This window comes from Paenibacillus psychroresistens (assembly GCF_009728935.1).
GTDB classification, from domain to species: domain Bacteria; phylum Bacillota; class Bacilli; order Paenibacillales; family NBRC-103111; genus Paenibacillus_AC; species Paenibacillus_AC psychroresistens.
Genome location: NZ_CP034235.1, coordinates 6,707,480 through 6,726,494 on the forward strand (window position 1 = coordinate 6,707,480; position 19,015 = coordinate 6,726,494).

Genomic DNA, 19,015 nt, shown 5'->3' on the forward strand with positions numbered 1-19,015 from the left:
TAGCACAGGCACCACCACTATCCTGTTTGAAATGAGGTAAATGAACTTGATCAAATCACTTGTCAAAAAATCGACATCCCTATTAGCCATCACTATCTTACTAGGCGGACTTGTAAACCAAACCGTTTCAGCTGCCAGCAGTTCCGTTCATTCTGCTCTTCCTATTAATCTCGGAAACTTGCAATTTCAACTTCAAGAGGCTTTAAAAAGTAAATCTGTAGGTGAGGCTTCCAAAACGGACAGCTTAGAGCACTCTGTTATTTCATCAGACATCAACACAGCTTCAACTAATAAGATTAATGTCATCATTCAATTCAACGCGCAGCCCGCCGCTATGGGCATATATTCTGCCAAGCAAGGAAACCGCACATTAGCTGCTCAATTCACTCAGCAAAAGGTGCAAGATGAGCAAACTGCATTTTTAAGTGCGGCTCGTGCCAAAGGTATCCCTGTTACAGTCAATTACAAATACGACACGGTTCTTAATGGAATTGAAGTTACCGTAAGTGCTAATCAAATTCCTCAATTGGCTAAAATTGCTGGTGTGAAGGACATTCATCCAAACTTACTCTATTACCCTATTTCAGACCCGGAATCTAGTATATCCGTAACGAATAGTACGTATGCCAATGATATGAATCCTCTTATACGGCTTGGAGTGGACAAAGCATGGGCTCAGGGCATTACAGGCGCAGGATTAAAGGTAGGGGTTATTGATACTGGTGTCGATTATCTCCACCCTGATTTAAAAACTGCGTTTAAAACACCGGAAAATGTATCAGAAAATGTCTATGGCTATGACGCTTTTAATGGTGATGATGATCCTTATGAGGATTTCCCGAATCATATTAGATACCCAGGTTCCTCGCACGGAACCCACGTTTCGGGAACCATTGTGGGCAGAGCTTTGAATACGACTCCTGATTTTGTACAGAGAGGTGTCGCATATGGAGCAGAGCTTCATGTTTACAAAGTATTGGGGGCAAAATCAGATGATGACACAGCAACAGCACCCTCTGGATCATCGGCCCAGATTATTGATGGAATAGAGCATGCCGTTAAGGATGGCATGAATGTAATCAACCTGTCATTAGGCAGCGCGGGAAGTAAAGATGCTAGCTCTCCTGACTCGATCGCTATTAACAATGCGGTTCTAGCGGGAGTTGTCGCAGTTATTGCTAATGGGAACGATGGAAGCTCGGGTAAATATTATTATTCGATGGGATCTCCAGCCTCAGCTCAGCTCGCTATCTCCGTAGCCGCGACTACAAACTCTAGCGTGCAATATGTAGCAAAAACTAGCAACTCCGTAACAAACGCTGTCTATGAACCTCTTAATTTGGTTGCATGGGATCCGCATAATAACGATTTTAATAGTAGTTTAGGAACCGCACCGCTGAAAGCTGTATATGTAGGTTTCGGTGAGGACAGTGATTATACAGACAAAGGACAATTTAACGAAGAGGAATCGATTTGGAAAATAGAGGGTCAAATAGCCTTCATCTCTCGCGGTGTACTTGCCTTTGAGGACAAAATCAAGATCGCTAAGAAGCATGGAGCCATAGCTGCAGTTATCTTCAACGGCAACGGATATAAACCAGACCCCAGTCTTGAAGTTATGGTACCCGATTTATCAGATAATATTGATGGTAGAAATGAAGCAATAGGCTCCATAGCCGCACTTGGCGATAGCTCTAAGTACATTCCGTTAATTGATATGCCTGGAAAAGAAGGCCGAAAAATTGCAAGAGAATTGCTCTTGCATCCTGATGCTTTGACATTTACATTTGATCCTAGCTTTGAAAAGGTAGACCTCTACGGAGATACGGTTGCAGATTTCAGCTCCAGAGGGCCAAATTCGGATGACAATTATGGCATCAAGCCAGACGTTAGCGCTCCTGGTGTGAACATTTATTCCACACTGGCAGCTTATGGGAAAGATGCAGATGGAACCTATGCGCATCCTTACGGAGACTACACAACTGCTTATGGTCGTGAAAGTGGTACAAGTATGGCAGCACCGCATATTGCAGGACTTGCATTGCTTGTTTTGGATAAGCATAGCGATGATTCGTATAAATGGACACCATTCGATGTTCGTGCTGCACTTGCTAATACCGCAGATGAAATCAAAACGGACGTGAATGACGGTACTCTGTACGATGTTTATTCTCAGGGATCCGGACGCGCAAACATTGCCAAAGCACTTGAAACCCCGGCACTTTTGCAAGCTCTTAATAAGATTACGATTTATGATGGTCAAATGAATCCAATAACAATGGATAGTGAAGCTAGCAATTTGAGCTTTGGCATGATGGATCCAGGAACAGAGGTTACTGAGCCTCTTCAGCTTAAGAATACTTCCGACAGCACGCTAACTTACTCAGCTAAAGTATTCATGCATGCAAATGTTACATCCGACCCTAATCACCCAATCGAGACTCCGGATATTAACAATATTACAATGAAGCTTGGTGGGCTTGATGCAGGTACTCAAGACCAAATTACAGTTGAGCCAATAAAAGATGTTGATGGCAACATTGTAGCAGGCACGCATGCCTTCACCTTGTCAGCTGAAGCTATATCTTCTGCAGCTCATGGTGTATATGAAGGTGAAGTGGTTCTGGAAAATAATAATCCAGCCTATCCAGCCTTGCATCTTCCATTCGTTATCCATGTTGGAGATGATTCTGCGAATAACGATTTTGAAATTCAAAATGTAACTTTCACAGATAGAACGGTTTATTCAGATACTCCAATTGATATGACAGTAAACCTTAAGTCTAATCTTAATAACATTATGGAAATTGCTGTTTTTGGAGTAAATGATGAATTAATTGGTATAATGACAACCATACAAGATATAGATGAAGTTACACACGAATATAAAGCTCTTCCATCTGGTAATATAACTATTCCCGACATTGATGGTGGTTATGGCATATTAAAAGATCCAGAAACCGGAGAAATTCAAGTGGGGCATCTGGAAGATGGCACTTACAAGCTAGGTATATTTGTCTATCATTATAATCCTGACACATATACTTTCGAAGATCATGGTTATAATTTTAAAACGATATTTGTTAAAAATGTACCTAATCCAAATCAAGAAGATCCTAATACCGGTAATCCTGGTGGCGGTACGCCTGGTTCCGGCGGTCCTGGTGGTGGCGATACTACTCCTGCGCCTACCTCTGCACCAACGGCTACACCTACACCTGCACCAGTAACTGAAACAGGCAATAAGGATGTACTTGGATCCGTAATTCCAAAAGATCAACCAACGGTTTCATTGCCAGCCAAAACCGAGCTGCAAGGAACCCAATTAATTGCAACAGTTACAGATGACGATGTTAAGAAAGCATTGGAAGCAGCAAAACAAACATCATCCGCTTTCGTTATCCGTGTATCCTCAGCTGATTCCACTGAAGCACAGCTGAAGCTAACAGCTTCCCAATTGAAGCTTTTGAAAGATGCGAATAAGGATAGCACCATCGTATTCTCATACAATGATGCTTCCATCTCGTCCTCATTCTCTGCATTTGACAGTGTTCCTGCTGGTGCTGATTTTGCAATTAAGATTAAGAAGGATGAAACTAGCAAACCTGTTTTTACTACTGAATATACGGATGCTACCGTTTTAGGAACACCTTATTCATTCGAAGCAAGCTCAACAATCAATGGGGTTACAACTCCACTTTCGCTGCCTGCTAATCAAGTATTCAAAAGATCATTTTTGCTAGACAAAGGAATTGATACAAGTACTGCCGGTGCCTTGTATATAGAAGGAGACAATGTCTACTCCATTCCCGCACAATTTACGCAAACCGATAATGGAGCAACGATTATTACGATTAGTCGCCCTGGTTTCTCAACTTATGCTGCTGCGTCGCGTCATATAACGTTTAATGACATTGACACCTCATGGGCAAAGAGCCAAATTCAATCACTTGCGGACAAATTTATGCTAAATGGAATTTCTACTAACAAGTTCTCACCAAAAGGCAATGTAACACGTGCAGAGTTTGCTTCCATACTAGTCAGAGCTCTTGGCTTGCAGAAGCAAACCTCGCTTGCACCGTTTGGCGACGTAACTACTAAAGATTGGTTCGCGCAAGATGTTGCAGCTGCTTATCAAGCCGGTCTTGTAACAGGCATAAGCGGTAATTTTAAACCTAATGCTGAGATTAGCCGTCAGGATCTTACCGTGATGCTCTCTAGAGCCATGAAACTGCTCAACTTAGCAAAACCCGTAGGATCTGTTAGTCACTCTTACGTAGATTCCGCTCAATTTAGCACTTATGCACAAGAAAGCATTCAAGTAGTTTCAGATGCAGGATTGATGCAAGGTGTTGAAATCAAGGGCAGCTTCTATTTTAACCCTAAGCAACCAACTACTCGTGAAGCAATCGCAAAAGTTTTGAGTAATTTACTCCAAACAGCCAAGCTGATCAACTAAAGAATCCTTCAAAAATCCCCTTGCGCTCGGTTTACCGCCGATGCAAGGGGATTTTTAATGTGCTGTTTAATCAGATTGTAAATGTGGGTAACGGTTATAAATGAGACTTATAGCAAAAAAAAGGGCTTCTCTAATAGGCATATTTGCCGCACTAGAGAAACCTTTTTTGATAATTTTAATTTATTTGCTTATTTGTGCCTTAACCTTCAGTAGAACTGTTAAAGCCTCTGCCCTTGTTGCAAGATCTTGAGGGGCGAATTGATTATTACTATTCCCTTGTACAATACCATCTAGCTTCAAGAAGGCAACGCTGCTTTTTGCCCACGCTGCAATGTCCTTGTCATCCGCAAAGCCTGTTGTTACCTCCGCCTTATTAGAAGAATGACTCCAAGCATTTGCGATCATCACTGCCATCTCAGCACGTGTTATCTCTGCATCAGGGCGGAAGCTTCCGTCCACATAGCCCTTAATTATGCCCTCTCGTACCGCCAACGCGACTGCTTTCTGCGCCCATGCTCCGATCTTGGCTGTATCAGTGAAAGTCAGTGGTACATCAGCTCCCTGCAACATTAGCATGTTCACCAGCATGACGGAGAATTCCGCACGCGTCACAGTATGATTCGGCTTGAACGTACCGTCCGGATATCCCGTTACAATTCCACTGCTTACCGCTAGCTTGATGTCAGTTTCAGACCAGTGCCCAGTTATATCGCTAAATTTCAAATTCGGCTTCGTTTCAGTTGAAGGATCTTTTATTGGTATTTCTACCGCTCGGCCAACTGCAAATACCGCATATTTCGTAAAATGGTTTACCTCTGCAATAATATGATCACCGCTTACTATACCGCCAACTTCTATCCATACCTTCTTTGCTTCGTCAAAATAGAATATAGCTGCTCTTTGATCGCCGTTCAATTTTGTCGGATCAAAAGATAATTTCAACGTTACCGGTTTACTGAAGTTTTCCGAGAAATTTTTTAGAATCTCGAAGATTGGGCTGGCTAGAACTTCATTATTTGTTAGTAGATTTTTAGTGTCTATTATTTTTTCTATCGATACTATTAGTTCTTTCTCTGAAGCATCAGCTGGGATAGAGATCGTGAGCTCATTTTTCAAACTAACCTCGCCCGTTTTACCTGGTGGAAGCGTTAAAATACCATCATCGGATGTAATGGGGGGATCGCTTGGTGCTATAGTACCTGATGCAGGATTTGCTGTAGAACCGCCACCATTATTGCCAGATTCTTCGACCCTTGCACCACGTGTCACAGTAAGCACGTACGTTTTGTTATTACCATTCTGCGCTGTCAAGATTATGATGATTGGGTTAGTTCCAACATTTAAGTTTACAATACCGCTCGTTTGACCGCTAGTTGCTGTAATTCCGTTAACGGTCATCGTTGTACCGCTGTCATAAACACTCGCTGTTACGGTAAGACTCGATACACCATTATCCACACTGGAAGTGTAGGCTGTTATTCCTGATGCGAAATCAGGACTTAGTGTTCCGTTTGACAACAATATACCGCTCAAGTCTGAATTGCTGCTGGCTATTGGCGCACGGTTCACTACGAGATGATACGGATTCATCGTCATGCCATCTTGTGCTGTAACATTAATTTGAATCGGGTTAGATCCAACAATCAAGTTAGAAGCGCTATAAGTATACACATTTCCTGTTACCGTGCTGTTAGTCGCACCTGTAACCGTGAGAGTTTGATTAGGGTTTGTTTTAATTAAGGTGAAATTGAGACTTGAAACGGTGTTAGCCACTTCCACCGTATAATCGAGCTCCGACGGAACAAATGCCAATGTACCTTGATCTACAGCCAAGCTGGACAGCAATGCATCGTTACTAATCCTAATGACATGGATTGTGTAAGTTTTCGTATTGTTGCCATCCTGCGATTTGACAACCACAAGAATATTATTCGCTCCTACTTCTAGCGGAATCTCAGCACTTGGCTGACCGCTTGCTACAGCTGCACTTGTTCCTCCATTTGCCGCAACTGTTACGCTCGTCGTTGCATCTACCGAAGTAGGGGTGACAGTTATGCTCGCAACGTTGCTCACTACGCTCATCATATAGCTCGTCGTTATCGGTGCAAAGTTTAACGAACCACTGCTTACACTCAAGCCGCTCAAATCCACATTACTCGATGATATAGGTTGACTAATAGTCGTAACACTAAAACCCGTTGCCATTACCTTAATCGTATGGCTGCCCGTTGCCAATACGCCTGCTTTAATAGTGATCTTCCCAGAGCTAATGGTATAAGTCTGCGTCGGCAGTATCGTCGCTCCGTCATTGATTGCCGTGATCGCTAAACGCCATGCCGCATCATCTGTGAACGAGATGTCGATCGCGTTCGACAGATTGTTGCTCATCGTGTCCGCTGTCAAAGTCGGCGGCTTCAGGAATACAATTTGGCTTACCCTCGTATCCGCATAATTAGGAGCTAATACGGTGATCGTATGGCTGCCCAGTGATAATGCGCCTGCTTTTAACGTGAGCTTCCCGTTGTTAATACTGTATTTCGCTATCGAAATCGTCTTCGTACCGTCTTTAACTGCCGTTATCTCATCGCTCCAACCTTCAGCATCCGTAAACGTGATTTCGATTGCGCTTGCCGCATTGTTGTCCGTCGTGTCTGCCGTTAAGGCAGGTGATGGGATCCAGTTTACCGTCTGATTTACGCTTGTTTCTAAATAATCAGTCGCTAATATGGTAATTCTGTGAACACCTTCAGCAAGGGTACCTGCATTAAACGTAATTTTTCCTGCTGCGACGTCGTAGCTCTCCGACGGCAATGTTTGTGCGCCATCTTTCACCGCCACAATTGCCCTCCGCCACTCCTCATCATCTGGGAAAGTAACGTCAATTGCATTCACAACATAATTGACCGTAGTGTCCACCGTTAAACTCGGCGGTCTCAGGTTCATCGTTTGACTTACAGCTGCATCTGCATAAAGTTCTGCCGATACCGTGATCAAGCGGGTTCCTACTGCCAGCACACCTGGTTTGAATGTGATCTTCCCTGCACTAACTGTATAATCCGCTGGCGGTATCACAGTTGTTCCGTACTTCACTGCGGTAATAACATTTCGCCATGCAGCCAAATCAAGAAATGTAACTTCTATCGGGCTTACTGTATCGTTGCTCGTCGTATCTGCCGTCAATGTAGACGGTGTCAGCAGGAATTTCTGAACCATTGGCTTCCTACCATCATTGTACACTCCGGCGATAAGAAAGTCAGAATACGCCAAATAAGGAACGCCGTTATCGACGTATAAGGACTTACCAAGAACCGCCGCCCCATTCAAGACACCTACTGATACCCAGCTGCTTCCATTATATTTCTTCACTGAGTCTTTAAAGTCAATCCCCCTATAAGCCACATAGAGTGTACCCTCGGAAAAATAGAAGGAAGTATAACTGATATTACTCGAGTCGCCTACTTTAAAATTCGCGTTGTTGTCTGCCCTCGTCCAACTATTTCCTTCATACTTCTTCAGTGTGACTCCATAACCGGTCAGCCAATCCACATAGGCGATAAAAGGAATGCCGTCATATATATTTAATGACGTAGTTGAGAATCCTCCCGTTGCGAAATTCCCTAAATCCAACCAGCTTCCGCTGGCTTCATCGAATCTCTTAAACACACCTGAATACTCAATCTCGTCATAATACATACCATTATGATTAACACGAACCGGTTTCTCGTTTCGATAGGCTACGTATGGGATACCCTCATTGATTGACAATGATATTTGCGAAACCGCATTCTGCGAAAATCCCATGCTGCCCAATGTCACCCAACCGTTGCTGCTTTCCTTGTATTTCTTCACCGTTATTTTACCTAAATTTACATTGTCATTATATGCCACATAGGGAATGCCGTCAGAGATTGCGAGTGACATCTCGTATCCCAGACCAGACGAAACATCCGTATTGCCGACTGGGAGCCAACTGTTTCCAACGTATTTTTTTACGGAAACTTTAAATCCATTTGCCGCATCGCAGTAAGCCACATATAAGGTACCATTGGAAACGGCCATCGAAAAACCTCGTGTAAACGCTTGGAGACCTACCGCCCCTGTGGAAAGCGCATCCCCCGCCTGTACCCAACTGTTTCCATCGTATTTCTTTACAAAAAGCCTGTTGCCAGCCCCTCCATCAATATAGGCGAGAAACGGAGTACTGTTAACGGAGATTAGTGACATGTCTAATGTATTGCCTACCGATAAGCCTCGGTTGCCCACATCCTGCCAAACGCCCAGGTCATTTTCCGGTAAATCGTTAATTTCAATCGCCCTATCGAAAACATCCCCTCCAATATCCGCAAGCGCTCCTGCATCTATTCGAATTTGGTTGTCCAAGCCCATTAACGGCCTATTGAAGCTGATCTGGAGCGTACTAGCCACTCCGGTTGTAGAGTTGCTAACGGAATCCTCCGAATCAAGCTCTTTGAAGTTAGCCTCGTCGGTTCTTTTGATCCTGATCTTCTTTTTTAAATCATCCAGTGTGCCCACTTGCGTCTCTTTATCGGAAAAAGTAACCGTAACGGACTTATTGTCATCGCCAACAGCTGCAGACCAGATAGTATCAAGCGCAGGGGCAAGGTCGCGGATCATGCAAATATTAAAACCAAGGCCGCCGGAGACAGGACTAAACTCATTAGCATTGCATAATACACCCTCTACAGATGAACCATCAGTGAGCGTATACGTTTTAGCATTCAGCTTTTTTGTTATCCATAGTTCTGCCCCAAGTCCCATATTCCAACCGTATTCCACGATTTTCATGCCCGTAAACGAACAATATTCACCATCGCTAGCACAGTACGTCCATGAAGATGTTAGAGGAGTTGGAACCTCAGCCGATGCATGGGACATAAATGGATAAGAAAGTGATAATAAGGTGAAAAACATTCCTCCAGTTAATAGAATGGTAACTAAAACCTCTTTTATTCTAGTTGTAAGCATGATTTTTCTTTACTCCTCTTTACTAGGATTTTTTTAGATTTCGAAAACTAATATTATCTAAGTCTACTAAATGCAAATGAAAGAATAATGAAAGATTTAACCATAAACAGACTAAAAACCGCGAAGCATCAAGCCTTCACGGTTTTTATCGACGTACAATATTATTTTTCTCTTCCATAACCAATCCGCCCTAAGCCTTATAAGCCCGCATAGCCTTAAAAACTTCCTTAAAGCTAGGTTTCTTCCCGTACATCAGAACACCAATGCGATAGACTTTAGCTGAAAGCCAGCTAACGAAGCCAATTGTGGCTAACAACAATAGGATTGATAACCAAATTTGCCACGCAGCGGGATCAGTCATTCCAATGCGCAGGAACATAATCAAGGGTGTAAATACAGGTACAAAGGACATTGCCGTTACAAAGCTTGACGTCGGGGCATTCAATCCAAAAATCCCGATATAGAAGCTGCCAATCGACAGAAAGGTTATCGGCAATACAGCTTGCCCGAGATCCTCGGTACGACTGACAAGTGATCCGACAGCTGCATACAGCATGGCAAACAGATAGAATCCTAGAATAAAGAATAAAACAAAATAGAGCAGTAAGCTAAGTGGTGTTTCATTTAAATGAATATTGTTATCAGCTAAAAAATCTTGATTATTCGGAAGCTGGATATTGATAGCTACAGCTATACCAAATGCGAGAAGCTGCGTCATTCCCAACAGGAACATCCCCGTTACTTTACCAAACATCTGCTTCAATGGAGACACACTAGTAATGAGCAGCTCCATAACACGTGAGCTTTTCTCTGCTGTGACCTCTGTTGCAATTAAATTTCCGAAAAGCTGAACGGACATAAACAACAGGAATAACAAAACATAAACCAGTCCGTAAGCGACAGCCATTTGTTCTTCGGTTTTCCCCTGATTAGTTCCACCGTCTTTAATGGTAATCTGTTCGGTATCTATCGCAACAGACGTATTGAGCTCTGTTCTTTGTTCTTCTGTCAATTTTAGGTCCTTGAGAATCTGCTCCTGCTTTATCGTCTGCAGTCCCGCTTGAAGCTTATTCTTAATGCTATACTCCATGCTTCCTTCTGATTTATAGATTGCTTTTGGGAAAGTGGAAGCAGGATCGTCGAACAATTGCAGATAACCTTTGATTTTCTTAGCCTCGATTTGGGCTTTTGCTGCTTTCTCGTTCCCCTCTACTGACTTAGTATCTGGAATAGGGACTATGGCTATTTTCATATCAGGATTTTCGATAAAATATTGCTGGATTTGAGCAGGAATATCCGATGAGGAGGAAGCCAATACCCCCACATTGGTTGGCTTATCCGAAGAAAATGCTGAAATGATACTAGGTAAATTAACCAAGACCGAGATTAATAGAATAAAAATAACCGTCATTATCTTAAAAGATTTGGCACGAAAGCGATTCATGAATGTAAACTTAATCACCGTCATAATACTATTCATGGTAGTTTCCTACTTTCTTAATAAAGATTTCATTGAGCGTGGGCTCCATAATCTGATACCGCAGAATACTTGCTTGCTGCATAGCTAGAGTTAATATAGGTTCCGCAGCCTTCATATCCGAGATATGTATTTCATAACCGCCTGATTCCAGTTTCTTCACATTAGCTACACCAGCAATTTGCTCCAAGCCCCTAATGGCAGCCGTCGTATCCAGCAGGATACGTTCCTTCGGAAAGGCACCTTTGATATCTCGCAAGTTCCCCTGTAGCACTGTATTCGACTTATGCATAATGCATATCTTCTCGCAAAGCTCTTCAACATGATCCATCCGGTGACTGGAGAAAAGAATTGTTTTCCCTTGCTTGCGCAAATCCAGAACAGTTGCTTTCAATAGCTCAACATTAACCGGATCCAATCCACTAAAAGCTTCATCCAAAATCAGAATTTCAGGATCGTGGATCACTGCCGCGATAAATTGAATTTTTTGCTGATTGCCTTTGGATAGCTCTTCGACTTTTTTGTTGTAATACTCCGGCACTTCAAAACGTTCCAGCCACCGCTTCAAGCTAGCATCTGCATCCTTGCGCTTCACTCCGCGCAGCTCAGCCAGATAGAGAATTTGATCGCTTACTTTAACCTTGGGATATAGTCCTCGCTCCTCCGGAAGATACCCCATCAAACGTCTAAGCTCATCATTATAAGGCTTGCCATTCCACAGAATTCGACCCTGATCGGGTAATATCAACCCTAGTACCATCCGCATAGTAGTTGTTTTCCCCGCCCCATTGCCTCCTAGTAAACCGAAGATTTCTCCTTGCTCTAGCTTGAAATCAATCCCATTCACTGCCGTTTTATCAGCGTAGTTTTTAGTAACTTTCTCTACCTGTAAAGCATTCATCCTGATTTCCCCTCTCTTTTCGATCCCAAATTATTCTTATGCAATAAGTGCATGAATATTTCGTCTAAGTCTACAGACTGCGTCTTGATCACGTTAATGTCATTAGCCTTTAATGAATGCAGGGTTTCTTGTGCAGAATCACTAATCAGTTTAATAGAAGAATCCTGCTCGACAGCGACAATTCCTTTAATATTCGCGGAAGCAGCAGGTAAACGATCTACCCAAATGGTCTTCCAACCATCCAATAAAGCATCCTTTTCATAGAAGCCAAGCAGCTTGCCATGATAAAGAAATACCACATAATCCGCTAATCTCCTGACTTCATCCATGATATGAGTAGCCATAAACACCGTGCGATGACCTGCTTCCATGTAATGTGCCATTTCCTCCATCATAAGCCGCCATGCGAATGGGTCAAGTCCGGACGAAGGTTCATCAAGCAATAATAAATCCGGGTGGTGGGCCAAGGCGAGAATTAAATCGAGCTTACGGCGTGTCCCCTTAGATAGACCATTAAGTTTATCTGTTCTAGTAATCTCAAATTTCTCTAAAAGAAGCTCACTATAGGTCACATCCCAGGTCGGGTACCAATAGGCAGCAAATTTCAGCGCATCGGATACGGTTTTGAACATTTCATGAATGACACTGGTTTCCGACACATAACCAACCTTCTGTTTTATTGAAACCTCGTCAGCTGGATACTGTTTATGAAACAGCTTGAGCTCGCCACTATCGGATTGAACCATATTCATTAGCATGCGGAAAAGCGTGGTTTTTCCTGAGCCGTTAGGACCTACAAGTGCAACAATAACCCCCGGTTCAATCTCTAAATCCAATGGACCCAACGTAAATTTGTCTTCAATCCTTTTGGTAACCTGGCTTAAGGATAAGATACTCGTCATAAGCTCGCACCTCCATTGCTTTCATTTAGAATCTGCTCCAGAATCGCTCGTATTTCATCTGAGGTGCACTGTACATTATGCCCTTGGCGAACGGCTTCCTTCATCGCTTTATAAACGGCATCAAACTTAAATTGCTCACGATTTATTTGCCCCACAGCCGCTACAAAGCTTCCAGTGCCTTGCTTAGTTCGCAGTAATCCTTCATTCTCTAAGTCCTGATAAACCCGTTTAATTGTAATGACGCTGCACGCAAGCTGCTGTGCTAAATCGCGAATGGAAGGCAGCAAAGAGTTTTCCAACAGTTGCCCACTGACAATCAGCGCTCGCAGCTGCTCTTTAATCTGGTGATATAGAGGCTCCGCACTGTCTGTTGAAACACGAATGGGTATGTTCATAAATATAAATCTCTTGAATGTATTTTCTTAATCCCAGCTCTGTGGAATATTAATAAAGCTGCAGCACTCACAACCAGAGAACCAAGTGGAGCCCATATCCCATACTGTTGAATCCAGCCTATAGAATGTTGAACGAGCGGATAATCTGCTAACCATCCCAAACAGAGCACTAGCGAATATAATATCGCGATCCCGATACAGCCCCACAAATAAGCTTTCTCCGAAAAACTAATTTCCATATACGCATAGAAACATCCCCATACAAAAGCGTAAGCAAGCCACATAATAATAAATTCAAAATATTGGGACACACTTAACAATTCTTGTAGCGGGGATGGTCCAAAATACATGACAGAGAAGAAAACTCCACCTTGACCGATTACGTGGATAATTACACTCATAATCTTGCTCTCCACTGTTTCTCGTGCGCTAATCGGATAGCTTTTGAGGAAAATAGCTTTTTTTGAGAAGCTCTTACTGCGCCAATACATGCGATAATAAAGACTTGCAAAAGCAAATCCGCTTAGCCCAAGAATGCAAAGAAAATAAAGATCGATAATTAGATTCGCGCTATTAAAACTGCTTGCATCCTTGCCTTCCATATCTTGAAACATCATTAAAACCATTCCTGATCCATATCCAAAAAATAATACCGACAATATGTAACCCATACCGTGCCTTACGAGATCAAATCGAACCAAAAACCAGCTCTTCCGCAATCGTTGCATCGTATGTACCTCCTTCATCCACTGTACTACTGTTTATATCAATATATACAGTATACACATAAAAAATTCCAGAATCAAGATGATAACTGGAATTTCGTCCTATTTTTATTTAACAAGATATTGAGCTCTTTTCTCCGCGCGGTCTTCTTCCTTCAAGCGTGGGCAGGTATAGCAGTATTCACCCGTTCCCACTTGATAATAGAGACAGCAGGCATTCTTCATCCGCATCTGCTTGCCAGGATTCCTAATATCCTCAACCCAGCGAATCTGGACATCAAAAGGGTTCTTCTTGCGGCCAAATACATCGGCTTTAAGCTCATGTGCAAGTGCATGATAATCATTCGCCAAGTTAGCCTTGAGACCCTCATTCTCCAGCTCTTCCAACCAATTGGCTAAATAATAATTAAATTTTGTTGGAAGCTGACCCCAGATCTGACCAATGTCCATATTTGATTCAATTGCCAATCTTTCAAACAACGGCTTTGTGGCCTCCGTATAAAATTCCGCTAAAATTTGATTGCGCCATTCTTTCCGCTCAGCTTCAGCTATAGGTGCATCCTGTGTTTCATAATCTGTTATTTTGAAGGAAAATTGGTGGTACTCACCTACAGGGAATATCTGAACAGTTAAATTAGCCAAAGTTAATCGAACCGCCTTATTAGCAGAGATGCTATATTGCAAGGCCAAAGGCACACTACTGAACCAACTGACAAAATAGGCCGCAGCCGCTTCATTGCCTCTAGCTTTAAGGAGCGGTGTATAAGTTTCCAATAGTTGAATCATATTCTTAGGCTCAAGCAAATCTATCAAAGCCATTGAAAATATAGCGTCTGTATTGCTCTGCAAAGTAATCCGAAAATCGGTTTCGAGTTTGTTTATATCCATGAATACATCCCCTTTCCAAACTTTTAGAGACTTCCCTTGCTGCTTATGCTTTAGATTTAGCAAGCAGATAAAGAAAATAAGGAGCTCCAATGACAGCTACTACAATACCAGTTGGAATCTCAGAAGGCTGGAGAATCCATCGGCCTAAGGTATCCGCTACAATAAGCAGCAGGCCGCCTATTAAAGCAGAGGCTGGCAATAAAGCTTGATGCTTGGGACCTACTAAACGTTTTGCCAAATGTGGGCCGAGTAGGCCAATAAAGCCAATTCCACCCCCGGCAGCTACACAAGCTCCCGCCAAGCCAACAGCCGTTGCTAATAACCGCAAACGTTCACCTTCAATCGCTGTACCTAATCCAGCAGCTGTCTGATCTCCCAAGCTTAGAATATTCATAACGCGTGCTTTGTATAAGGCATAAGGAACGAGGATGACAATCCATGGCAGCAAAGCTAGGACATATTTCCAGTTGGTACCCCAAATACTCCCCGCTAGCCAAATGGCAACCATTTGATAATTTTGTGGATTCAATCGTAGTGTTAAGACGATCATCGCGGCGCTAATGCCGGCTGCAACAGCTATCCCCACGAGAATCAAACGATTAGGTGATAATCCCTCGTGCCTTTTATAAGCTAGTGAATAGATTAATGAGGCTGTAAGCCCTGCTCCTACTAAGGCTAGAAATGGCAGCATAAAAACAGGTGCCGCTGCATTCGATGGATAAAACGAGATGAACAACACCACCGCTAAGCCAGCTCCTGAATTAATTCCGAGAATACCAGGATCAGCCAATGCATTTCGTGATATCCCTTGTAAAATACAACCAGACACAGCTAACCCTGCACCAACCAGAATAGAAATAACTATCCGCGGAAGTCGAAAATCAAATAAAATCAGTGATTGTTTAGCTGTGCCTCCACCGAATAAGGTTTTGATAACTTCTAACGGGGTCAGCTTTATGTAACCTGTATTCATACTTATCACAAAACAAATTAAAATCAAAATACCAAGTATCAATAGAACCCATGTGGTTCGAACTCGTTTGCGATGCTCCAGGCTGTTTGACATTATAGCTCTCTCCCCTCTTTGCGAGATAAGTAGAGGAAGAACGGTACGCCTACTAAAGCAATAATCGCCCCAACCGGAGTTTCAAAAGGCGGGTTGACCATTCTTGCACCAATGTCAGCTAAGATAATCAGCAGGCTGCCGAGAATTGCGGAGCACGGGATAATCCAACGATAATCTACACCAACTAGAAAACGAGAAAGATGAGGAATAATTAGACCGACAAAGCCTACTGAACCTACAACGGATACAGATACCCCTGCAAGAACAAGCACAGTAAGCATGCCGATTAGCTTAATCCAGCGTGTTCTTAGTCCCAATCCAATAGCTACATCTTCCCCTAAGCTGAGTAAAGTAATAGATTTTGAAAGCAGCAGCGCAACTAACAGCCCCCCTCCAATCCAAGGTATGATGATTTTAATTTGCAGCCATTTCGTACCGGCTAATCCTCCAGCATACCAGAAGGCTAAATCTTGGCCAATGCGATAATAAATGGCGACTCCTTCGCTAAGTGCAACGAGTAATGCCGAAACAGCAGCTCCTGCCAGCACTAAACGAACCGGTGTTAATCCTCCTCTAGATAAAGACCCAATACCATAAACCAATATTGCCCCGACTCCCGCACCTAAGCAGGAAAATAGCATAATGTTGAGAAAAGAGAGCCCCGGGAAGAAAGCAAATACTAAAGCTAGAGCAAATCCAGAACCGGCATTAATTCCGAGCAATCCTGGTTCTGCTAGTGGATTACGGGTCATCCCCTGCATAATAGCACCTGCTACTGCAAAACAAGCCCCAACCAAAGCACCAGCAACGGCTCTCGGAAGACGCAGCTCTCGAATAATTTGATGCTGAGTAAGATCAAGATCAAAATAAAAAATAGCTTCCCATACTGTAGCAAGCTTAATATCTGCGGCCCCTACAGATACGGAAACAGCGAGTCCCAGTACAACAGCGATAAATCCACCGAACAAAATAATAGATGCGACCAAAGGACGTGAACGAAGCTTAATTTTGGAGTGTGCTGCAATTTCTTGTTGAGATGACATACATACCTTCCTTATTTCGAGGAATAATTTTCATTAAAATAGATACTGATAATGATTATCAGTATCGATTATTATATCTATTTTTTGGGTGTATGTCTATATGGTTTCAGCACTATTTGGTGAACATCTTATTTCTGTGGATGTATCATTTGCTCAGGCTTCACATAAGTATCAAATTGGACTGCTGTCAATAATTGAAGTTTTACAACTGCTTCTTTAAGTGTGATCCCATCGGCGTGAGCTAATTTCGCTACTCGTGCTGCATTCTCATAACCAATATATGGGTTTAATGCGGTAACCAGCATTAGAGACCGTTCTAAATTTGCTTGGAGAACTGCCAGGTTTGGCTCAATACCTACTGCACAATGGTCATTAAACGAAAGGATTGAATCTGTCAGCAGCCGAGTAGACTGCAGAAAATTATAGATTATCACAGGCTTAAACACATTAAGCTGAAAATTCCCCTGACTAGCCGCAAACCCAATAGTAGCATCATTGCCCATTACTTGGCAGACGACCATCGTTAATGCTTCACTTTGCGTTGGATTAACCTTGCCAGGCATAATAGAGCTCCCGGGCTCATTGGCTGGAATCGAAATTTCACCAATCCCACAGCGTGGCCCACTTGCAAGCCATCTGACATCATTGGCAATCTTCATCAGATCCGCTGCTAATGCTTTTAGCGCACCATGAACATGAACTAGCTCATCGTGGCTGGTTAATGCATGAAACTTATTCAACGCGGAGGTGAAGCTTTTACCGGTAAGCTGGCTAATTTCTTGGGCTACCCAGTCACCGAATTTCGGATGAGCATTAATGCCTGTGCCCACTGCCGTGCCGCCAATTGCCAGCTCGCGCAAGAAAACCGCGCTTAATTGGATCATGCTATCCGCCTTTTCCAGCATCCGCACCCAACCGCTAACTTCTTGTCCCAGCGTCAATGGAGTTGCATCCTGCAAATGGGTTCTGCCTATTTTAATTATCTCCATGAACGCTGCGCTCTTTGCTTGGAGCGTAGCTTTTAATTTGGCAACAGCCGGCAGCACATGATCCTCCAGCTCGATGAGCGCAGCTATATGCATGGCAGTAGGGAAGGTATCGTTTGAGCTTTGCGATTGATTGACATCATCATTCGGATGAATTCGCAAATCGCTGCCTTGCTCAGTCAAAAGCTGATTCGCCCGATTGGCTATCACCTCATTCACATTCATATTGGATTGAGTCCCACTGCCCGTTTGCCAAACGACCAACGGGAAATGCTCATCCAATCTGCCCTGAATGATTTCGTCCGCCGCTGCGACCATCACATCTGCTTTGGCTGCACCCAATTTGCCCAGCTTCTGATTGGTCAAAGCAGCGCTGCGCTTGAGCATCGCCAGCGCGCGGATCACGAGGATTGGCATTTGCTCGATGCCAATCCGGAAGTTCTCAGAGCTGCGCTGTGTCTGAGCCGCCCAAAGCTTATCCGCCGGCACCTTGATTTCGCCAAAAGTATCTTTCTCCACTCTATAATCCATTTGTCAGCCTCCTTGGTTGCTTCTCGTAATTCTTAATTTTTGTCTATGTGCCTTGTTTATTATACGAATCGCAGCCTTCTGACCTGTATCCCATCCGCTCAGTTTCCATCCTAATTGTCTTCTTATGTACTTTACCCATTTTTTATGATTTTGCAGCAGCAATTTAAAAATATATATTGAAGGATACTCCAACGTGGCGCGGACGTTTCTTTAAATCTTCCTTTCTTGTCGCGTGGCTGGATTTAACGCGGCGCGGACGCTTTAAATCTTCCTTTCTAGCCGCGCGGCTGGATTTAACGCGGCGCGGACGCTTTAAATCTTCCTTTCTTGTCGCGTGGCTGGATTTAACGCGGCGCGGACGCTTTAAATCTTCCTTTCTTGTCGCGCGGCTGGATTTAACGCGGCGTGAGCGCTTTACATCCTCCTCTTCACCCGCGCGGCTAGATTTAACGCGCCACGAACGCTTTAAATCTCTAATTTAGCCGAGCTGCTACCGCGTACACTTGCCCCCACTAAGCATCAAGTTTCTAACCTTTCCAATCAAAAAGGAAGAACTTGCGCCCCTCCCATTTTAATTTTTTAGATTAGTTCAAACTAATTTACCGGAATAAAAAAACTCCCTCTATCTGCATACAGCAGAAGAAAGAGTTCTATTA

The 19,015-nt window shown here is 43.3% G+C and carries 12 protein-coding genes; 2 read left to right on the forward strand and 10 right to left on the reverse strand.

All coding sequences use genetic code 11. The features are described 5' to 3' along the window. The first annotated feature begins 40 nt into the window (after nt 1-40). Complete coding sequence (locus EHS13_RS30270) at nt 41-4,459, forward strand: S8 family serine peptidase (protein WP_155703945.1); 4,419 nt, start codon at nt 41-43, stop codon at nt 4,457-4,459. A gap of 180 nt (nt 4,460-4,639) precedes the next feature. Here the strand turns inward: EHS13_RS30270 and EHS13_RS30275 are convergent, their stop codons facing one another. The 10 genes from EHS13_RS30275 to fumC all read right to left on the reverse strand — a co-directional run bounded on the left by EHS13_RS30275 (nt 4,640) and on the right by fumC (nt 18,359). Beyond that, on the reverse strand, nt 4,640-9,445 hold the full coding sequence (locus EHS13_RS30275) for a hemoblobin-interacting domain-containing protein (protein WP_155703946.1): 4,806 nt from the start codon (nt 9,443-9,445) through the stop codon (nt 4,640-4,642). 190 nt (nt 9,446-9,635) lie between these two features. Then, the gene (locus EHS13_RS30280; protein ID WP_155703947.1) at nt 9,636-10,925 is read right to left on the reverse strand and encodes an ABC transporter permease; all 1,290 of its coding nucleotides are present in this window, start codon (nt 10,923-10,925) and stop codon (nt 9,636-9,638) included. After that, nucleotides 10,918-11,823 carry an ABC transporter ATP-binding protein gene (locus tag EHS13_RS30285; protein WP_155703948.1) on the reverse strand — a complete coding sequence of 302 codons (906 nt, stop codon included), beginning with the start codon at nt 11,821-11,823 and terminating at the stop codon, nt 10,918-10,920. Before EHS13_RS30285 ends, EHS13_RS30280 begins: the two co-directional genes overlap by 8 nt. Continuing rightward, nucleotides 11,820-12,725 (reverse strand): ABC transporter ATP-binding protein, encoded by a 906-nt coding sequence (locus EHS13_RS30290; protein ID WP_155703949.1) that lies wholly within the window; start codon nt 12,723-12,725, stop codon nt 11,820-11,822. The genes EHS13_RS30285 and EHS13_RS30290 overlap by 4 nt, the downstream gene beginning before the upstream one ends. Next, nucleotides 12,722-13,120, reverse strand: coding sequence for a GntR family transcriptional regulator (locus EHS13_RS30295; protein ID WP_155703950.1), 399 nt, complete (start codon nt 13,118-13,120; stop codon nt 12,722-12,724). Before EHS13_RS30295 ends, EHS13_RS30290 begins: the two co-directional genes overlap by 4 nt. Continuing rightward, entirely contained in the window at nt 13,117-13,848 is a 732-nt protein-coding gene (locus tag EHS13_RS30300; RefSeq protein ID WP_155703951.1) for a hypothetical protein, read from the reverse strand. The genes EHS13_RS30295 and EHS13_RS30300 overlap by 4 nt, the downstream gene beginning before the upstream one ends. Nucleotides 13,849-13,953: 105 nt before the next feature. Next, the gene (locus tag EHS13_RS30305) at nt 13,954-14,733 is read right to left on the reverse strand and encodes a (2Fe-2S)-binding protein (RefSeq protein WP_155703952.1); all 780 of its coding nucleotides are present in this window, start codon (nt 14,731-14,733) and stop codon (nt 13,954-13,956) included. Nucleotides 14,734-14,776: 43 nt separating this feature from the next. Next, nucleotides 14,777-15,799, reverse strand: coding sequence for a FecCD family ABC transporter permease (locus tag EHS13_RS30310; protein ID WP_155703953.1), 1,023 nt, complete (start codon nt 15,797-15,799; stop codon nt 14,777-14,779). After that, entirely contained in the window at nt 15,799-16,842 is a 1,044-nt protein-coding gene (locus EHS13_RS30315) for a FecCD family ABC transporter permease (protein WP_155703954.1), read from the reverse strand. Before EHS13_RS30315 ends, EHS13_RS30310 begins: the two co-directional genes overlap by 1 nt. A gap of 128 nt (nt 16,843-16,970) precedes the next feature. Further along, complete coding sequence (gene fumC / locus EHS13_RS30320) at nt 16,971-18,359, reverse strand: class II fumarate hydratase (RefSeq protein ID WP_155703955.1); 1,389 nt, start codon at nt 18,357-18,359, stop codon at nt 16,971-16,973. A gap of 176 nt (nt 18,360-18,535) precedes the next feature. On the opposite strand from fumC, the gene EHS13_RS37010 reads away from it, so the two are divergent. Then, on the forward strand, nt 18,536-18,841 hold the full coding sequence (locus EHS13_RS37010; RefSeq protein ID WP_227013600.1) for a hypothetical protein: 306 nt from the start codon (nt 18,536-18,538) through the stop codon (nt 18,839-18,841). Nucleotides 18,842-19,015: the final 174 nt, after the last annotated feature.